This is a genomic window from Hominimerdicola alba 8 (genome assembly GCF_000178155.2).
In the GTDB taxonomy this organism is placed as follows: Bacteria; Bacillota; Clostridia; order Oscillospirales; family Ruminococcaceae; genus Hominimerdicola; species Hominimerdicola alba_C.
Window position 1 is genome coordinate 1 of the sequence record NZ_ADKM02000108.1, and the last position, 5,711, is coordinate 5,711.

General features: G+C 48.9%; 9 protein-coding genes and 1 riboswitch. Of the genes, 4 read left to right on the forward strand and 5 right to left on the reverse strand.

Features of this window, described 5'->3' with window-relative positions; all coding sequences use genetic code 11:
• Positions 1 to 325: recombinase family protein (locus tag CUS_RS12990; protein ID WP_002851447.1), on the forward strand; the 325-nt coding region annotated here is incomplete at its 5' end.
• Positions 326 to 328: 3 nt separating this feature from the next.
• On the opposite strand, the gene CUS_RS12995 is transcribed toward CUS_RS12990, so the two are convergent.
• Positions 329 to 1,528: a cation:proton antiporter gene (locus tag CUS_RS12995; protein ID WP_002851443.1), complete on the reverse strand. Its 1,200-nt coding sequence runs from the start codon at positions 1,526 to 1,528 to the stop codon at positions 329 to 331.
• Between the two features lie 41 nt (positions 1,529 to 1,569).
• Positions 1,570 to 1,643, reverse strand: a riboswitch (Fluoride riboswitch).
• A gap of 131 nt (positions 1,644 to 1,774) precedes the next feature.
• On the opposite strand from CUS_RS12995, the gene CUS_RS13000 reads away from it, so the two are divergent.
• From CUS_RS13000 to CUS_RS13010, 3 genes are read left to right on the forward strand one after another with little or no spacing between them, the layout of a single operon-like run.
• Entirely contained in the window at positions 1,775 to 2,506 is a 732-nt protein-coding gene (locus tag CUS_RS13000; protein WP_002851448.1) for a DUF134 domain-containing protein, read from the forward strand.
• Positions 2,506 to 2,979: a C-GCAxxG-C-C family protein gene (locus CUS_RS13005; protein WP_002851446.1), complete on the forward strand. Its 474-nt coding sequence runs from the start codon at positions 2,506 to 2,508 to the stop codon at positions 2,977 to 2,979. The genes CUS_RS13000 and CUS_RS13005 overlap by 1 nt, the downstream gene beginning before the upstream one ends.
• Positions 2,976 to 3,785 (forward strand): MBL fold metallo-hydrolase, encoded by an 810-nt coding sequence (locus CUS_RS13010; protein WP_002851449.1) that lies wholly within the window; start codon positions 2,976 to 2,978, stop codon positions 3,783 to 3,785. The genes CUS_RS13005 and CUS_RS13010 overlap by 4 nt, the downstream gene beginning before the upstream one ends.
• A 41-nt stretch (positions 3,786 to 3,826) precedes the next feature.
• Here CUS_RS13010 and CUS_RS13015 read toward each other — a convergent pair whose 3' ends face one another.
• The 4 genes from CUS_RS13015 to CUS_RS13030 form a co-directional block, all read right to left on the reverse strand.
• Entirely contained in the window at positions 3,827 to 4,393 is a 567-nt protein-coding gene (locus tag CUS_RS13015) for a chromate transporter (RefSeq protein ID WP_037277427.1), read from the reverse strand.
• Positions 4,390 to 4,938, reverse strand: coding sequence for a chromate transporter (locus CUS_RS13020; RefSeq protein ID WP_002851444.1), 549 nt, complete (start codon positions 4,936 to 4,938; stop codon positions 4,390 to 4,392). The genes CUS_RS13015 and CUS_RS13020 overlap by 4 nt, the downstream gene beginning before the upstream one ends.
• Positions 4,939 to 5,026: 88 nt before the next feature.
• Complete coding sequence (locus CUS_RS13025) at positions 5,027 to 5,500, reverse strand: pyridoxamine 5'-phosphate oxidase family protein (protein WP_002851442.1); 474 nt, start codon at positions 5,498 to 5,500, stop codon at positions 5,027 to 5,029.
• On the reverse strand, positions 5,497 to 5,711 hold a 215-nt coding region (locus CUS_RS13030), incomplete at its 5' end, for a hypothetical protein (protein WP_002851450.1). The genes CUS_RS13030 and CUS_RS13025, both read right to left, overlap by 4 nt.

Consider the following 5,711-nt stretch of genomic DNA (forward strand, 5'->3'; position numbering starts at 1 on the left):
CCATAAGGAGAATATCGACACGGACACTCCTACGGGCAAATTCATGTTGACCGTGTTCGCTGAACTCTCTCAGCTTGAAAGAGAACAGCTCAAACAGCGACAGCGTGAGGGCATCGAGATCGCCAAAGCACAGGGCAAGTACACAGGCAGAAAGCCCATTGAAATCGACTGGACGAGGTTCGGGCAGCTCTATGGGGAATGGAAGTCCAAGAGCATCACAGGCAGGGACTTTATGCGGAGAATGGGCTTGTCGGCTAATACATTTTACCGCCGTGTCAGGGAGTATGAAGCGGAACACGGAATCGCCGAGCCGACCTCTGCTTAATCATTATTTTTGAGCATCAAGCAGCCGCATATAACTCCTGTCAATTCCAATTGCCCCCAGCGGAGCTGTTATCAGTATCGCAAGCACCGCCACTGACAGCACGATTTTTCCGCAGGGCAGACCGAGCGACAGCGGCACCGAGCCGATAGCCGCCTGCACCGTCGCTTTCGGAAGATAGGCTATCACGCAGAAGATACGCTCCCTTGCGTTCAGCTCCGTACCGAGCAGACACAGACACACGCCCACAGCCCTGAAAGCAAGGGCTATGAATATCATCAGCACCGCCATTCCGCCTGCCGACAAGGTATAACGCACATCTACCGCCGCACCCACAAGTATGAACAGCATGACCTCAGCAGCTATCCACAGCTTGCCGAACTTCTCGGACAGCCGTGATGATACTTTGCTGTCCGTTTTCAGCTTGACAACGCAAGCCATAGCCACAACAGCAAGCAGTCCCGATAATGCAATATAGGGCTTTACAAGCGTTTCAATGCTCATCAGCAGGAACGCTGTGCCAAGCAGGATGATGACCTTCGTGCTGTTCCTGATCTTGTGTTTGTGCTGATATGACCGATCAAACAGCAGATACAGTCCGTTCCCGACCACCGCGCCGAGCAGAACGCCAAGCACAATGGATATGGGGATATTCAGGAAGTCCGTGACCTTTGCCGAGCCGCCCTGCGCCATAGTTACAAATGTGGAGAACAGCACGATCACGAAAATATCATCGCAGGACGCTCCTGCAAGTATCATCTGGGGTATGCTCTTCCCGGTACCCCATTTTTCTTCGATCAGCTTTACCATTCGTGGTACGACCACCGCAGGAGACACCGCACTCAGCACCGCCCCCATGACGGCTGCTTCGATACGATCTACCCCAAGCAAGATAGGTGCAAAATCAACATACCCGACGATCTCACAGCAGGCAGGCACAAATGACATCAACACCGCAGGTCTGCCGACTTTTTTTAGGTCAGACAAATTCAGCGAAAGCCCTGCCTTTATCAGTATGATAATGAGGGCTATCTGCCGAAGCTCCGAGGAGATACCGAGTATTTTCGGGTCAAGCAGATCAAGCACATAGGGACTTGTCACGATACCTACACCGAGCATACCGATGATGCGTGGCAAGCCTATCCGTTCAAAGATAGCGGCGGCAGACAGCCCGACAAGAAAAATGATCGCAAGTGATAACAGCATAAAAATACCTCCATAAAATAAAAAAGCCGACAACTATTGCGTAAAACGCAGAAGTCATCAGCTTATGATAAGCGGTTTCGGTTTCCCGTGGGAGAACATCATTCCCGTATGAAATTTTCTGTTATTATTATAACATTTTGCTGGCAAGTTGTCAATAGTGAATTTAAACCGAGAATTTCAATTTTGTACTTGACATAAGTCGAAAACTATGCTATAATTGACATAAGTCAGAAAGGAGACGCGAAAATGCCGAGACCACAGAAATCACGCCGTATCTGTTGTTATCCCGATTACTGGAGCTTTGCGCCCGATCAGGATACAGCTAACGATACGCTTACAATGTCCCTTGACGAGTTTGAAACGATACGTCTGATAGATTATCAGTCAAAGACACAGGAACAATGTGCTCAGGAGATGAACGTGGCAAGAACGACTGTCACGGCTATCTATGATACCGCAAGAAAAAAACTTGCTCAGGCTCTGGTCGAGGGCAGACGCATAGTAATTTCGGGCGGAAATTATACTCTTGATAACACAGTCTCCGAGGAGATCACACGGAAAGGAAATGGTATTATGAGAATCGCAGTAACCTATGAAAACGGTCAGATCTTTCAGCATTTCGGCAGAACAGAGCAGTTTAAGCTCTATGACGTTGCTGACGGCAAGATCATCAATGAGCAGGTAGTTGGAACAATGGGCGCAGGACACGGCGCACTTGCCGGATTCCTGAAAAATGCTCAGGCTGACGTTCTTATCTGCGGAGGTATCGGCGGAGGCGCACAGATGGCTATGCAGGAGGCTGGCATTACCCTCTACGGAGGAAATATGGGCAGTGCCGATGAAGCGGTGCAGGCTTTCCTTGCACAGACACTTGTACAGAACGATAACCCTACCTGTGATCATCACGATCACGAACACGGCGAAGGTCATTCCTGCGGAGATCATGGCTGCGGCACTCACAGCTGCGGTAACCACTGATGAAATACGATCATACCGAAAAGGCAGCCGCTCTATTCACACAGGGATATAACTGCGCTCAGTCTGTTTTTGTTGCATTTTCTGATGTGACAGGCATGGACGAGGAACTTGCCAAAAGACTTTCATCATCATTCGGCGGTGGAATGGGACGGCTGCGTGAGGTATGCGGCACCTGTTCTGCCATGTTCATGGTGGCAGGCATTCTTTACGGCGAAGGAACGGAAACCGATCACGCTGTTAAAACAGAGCATTACAAGAGGATACAGTATCTTGCAGAGGAATTTCGCAAGGTGCATGAAACTATCGTCTGCCGTGATCTTTTGAAAGGACTTGCCGTCACAAGTGAACCAACTCCCGAAAAACGTACCGAGCAATACTATAAAGTCAGACCTTGCGTGAAGTTTGTAAGAACTGCTGCGGAGATACTTGACCGCTATCTTGAAGAAAATCCGCCAAGAGGTGCTGAATTATGAAGATCGTCACACTTGTAGAAAATTCCTGCGGTAATGAAAACTGTATTGCAGAGCATGGACTCAGCATCTATATTGAGACTAAAAAACATAAACTCCTGCTTGACACAGGGCAGACGGATGCAGTTGTGAAGAATGCGAAAGTCCTCGGAATTGATCTGACTGCTGTTGACACTGTTATCCTGAGCCACGGTCACTACGATCATTCGGGCGGTATCCTGCCGTTTTCAAAGCTCAACCATACTGCACAGATAATTATGCAGAGGTCAGCCGCCGAACCGCATTACAACGGCGAGCGCTATATCGGCATTGATACGGATATCCTCAAACTGCCTGATGTCCGGCTGATTGACGGCGATATGCAGCTTGATGATGAGCTATTCTTGTTCAGCGGCATCACAGGCAGGCGGTGCTATCCGCAGGGAAACAAAAAGCTGTCTTGCATGAAAAATGGTGAAAAGGTCGAGGACGATTTTCGTCACGAGCAGTGCCTTGTCATCACACAGAACGGCAAACGCTGGCTTATGTCAGGCTGCGCTCACAACGGAATACTCAATATCCTCGACAGATACAGGGAACTGTTTGACAGCTATCCCGACTACGTTATCACAGGATTCCACATGATGAAGCTTGAGGGAGAGCACACCGAGGAAGAAAAAGCAGTTATCATTCAGACAGCGCAGGAGCTTTCACAGCTTGATACCGTATTTTACAGCGGTCACTGCACGGGCATTCCTGCATTTGAGCTGATGAAAGAGATCATGGGCGACAAGCTCATTGCTCTGCACAGCGGCGAAACTGTCATATAACATAAATTCCGTGAGCGAAAAACTCACGGAATTTTTTATCACTATAAACCAAGTGCATATCCTGCGATAATGCCGATAACAGCAGAAATACCTATGATCGCTATTGGGTGCAGCTTCTTGAAAGCAAGCACAGCACCGAGGGCGAATATGCCCAGAGAGAGCCAGAAGCCCACGCCCGAAAACACCGCTGTCTGCAAGCCGTTTGGAAAGAAGACCGTCATTCCGACAGACAGAAATGCCGAACCGATCAGTCCTATCACAGCAGGACGCAGACCGTACATCACGCCGTCAACGGCACGGCTCTTGCGAAACTTTTCGTAGAACTTCGCTACGATCAGAATTATCACAAAGGACGGCAGGACAACGCCGAGTGTAGCACAGACAGCCCCGAACACGCTGCCGGTGCGAATGCCGACAAATGTCGCCATATTGATCGCAAGCGGCCCCGGTGTGCTTTCACTGACTGCGATGAAGTCCACCACCTCAGCTTGTGTGAGCCAACCGTGACGCTCGACCTCGCTCTGTATCAGCGGAAGCATTGCATACCCTCCGCCGAACGTAAACGCCCCGATCTTCAAAAAAGTAAGGAAAAGCTCGATCCATATCATAGCTCGTCCCCCTTCCTGAACAGCAGCGACCATACAAGCCCAAACACTGCACAGCCAATGATCACGAACACTGCATCTATTTTCAGAAAAGCCGTCAGCACCAGTGCCGCTGCCATGATAACATAGGAAACAGCGTGCTTCTTCGTTGCCATGAACATGGTATATACCGCTTTGAGTATCAGAGCGAGAACGCCTGCACGGATACCCATAAATGCGTACTGTACAGCTCTTGACTCCTGAAAGGCTTTCAGGACAAAAGAAATAATCGAGATGATTAGGAATGACGGCAGTACCACACCCAGAGTTGCACAAACAGCACCGAGAGTTCCTGCTCTGCGGCTACCCACAAAGGTAGCCGCATTGATCGCCACCGGTCCCGGCGTGGACTCTGCGATCGCCACGACTTTCAGTATATCGTCCTCACTCAGCCATTGTTTATTATCACAGACTTCACGCTGTATCAGCGGTATCATAGCATAACCGCCGCCAAATGTAAACGCTCCGATCTTCATAAAGGTCAGGAACAGATCAAGGTTTTTGTTCATAGGATCACCCCATACATTATACCACATTGCTATGGGGTTTGTCAATTTGTAAAGCTCTATTGACTTTGAACCCAGTTCAAAGTCAGAATTATTTTACAGGCTTTCTTTTACCTGTTATGCTTTCGACCTCAAGGGCATATACAAGCGTTCTCGGTATCGCCGCCGTGCTGAAAGGCATATCCTTTCCGTTATGATAATGCGCCATGAGCAGTTTCAGCGCAGGCAGTTTTTCTTCTTCCGGCAGGATACGGATATGCCCTCTGCCGATCACGCTTTCATATGCCATTGTGCAGTAGCCCTTGTCCTCAAAGTATTGCAGCTCATGTTTGCAGTCCATTTCAAATGAAGCTCTGTTATCCTTTTGGATAAGCCCGACCTTATAGCCCTCCAAAGCACTATGAAAATATAGCGTGATCTTATCTCCGTTTACCGCCATACCGAAATTCAGCGGCAAAATGTACGGAAAGCCGTCATCATTCAGAGCCAGTCTGCATACATCGCAGTTTTTCATGATCTCTATGATCTCGCTGAGATCGGTCACTTCACGGTCTTTTCTTCTCATAAGCCGAAGATCCTCATATCCTCGTCAACGGTTGTAATGCCTGCAATGCCAAAGCTGTCTACAAGAACCTTTGCCACATTCGGAGACAGGAACGCAGGCAGAGTCGGTCCGAGGTGGATATTCTTCACTCCGAGATACAGCAGAGCAAGGAGTACGATGACTGCTTTCTGCTCATACCATGAGATGTTGTAAACGATAGGCAGATCATTTA

Excerpts from the sequence above, each read along its gene's own strand:
- CUS_RS12995 (WP_002851443.1), bottom strand. The coding sequence starts at position 1,528 with ATGCTGTTATCACTTGCGATCATTTTTCTTGTCGGGCTGTCTGCCGCC.
- CUS_RS13025 (WP_002851442.1), bottom strand. The coding sequence starts at position 5,500 with ATGAGAAGAAAAGACCGTGAAGTGACCGATCTCAGCGAGATCATAGAG.
- CUS_RS13005 (WP_002851446.1), top strand. The coding sequence starts at position 2,506 with ATGAAATACGATCATACCGAAAAGGCAGCCGCTCTATTCACACAGGGA.
- CUS_RS13020 (WP_002851444.1), bottom strand. The coding sequence starts at position 4,938 with ATGAACAAAAACCTTGATCTGTTCCTGACCTTTATGAAGATCGGAGCG.
- CUS_RS13015 (WP_037277427.1), bottom strand. The coding sequence starts at position 4,393 with ATGATATGGATCGAGCTTTTCCTTACTTTTTTGAAGATCGGGGCGTTT.
- CUS_RS13000 (WP_002851448.1), top strand. The coding sequence starts at position 1,775 with ATGCCGAGACCACAGAAATCACGCCGTATCTGTTGTTATCCCGATTAC.
- CUS_RS13010 (WP_002851449.1), top strand. The coding sequence starts at position 2,976 with ATGAAGATCGTCACACTTGTAGAAAATTCCTGCGGTAATGAAAACTGT.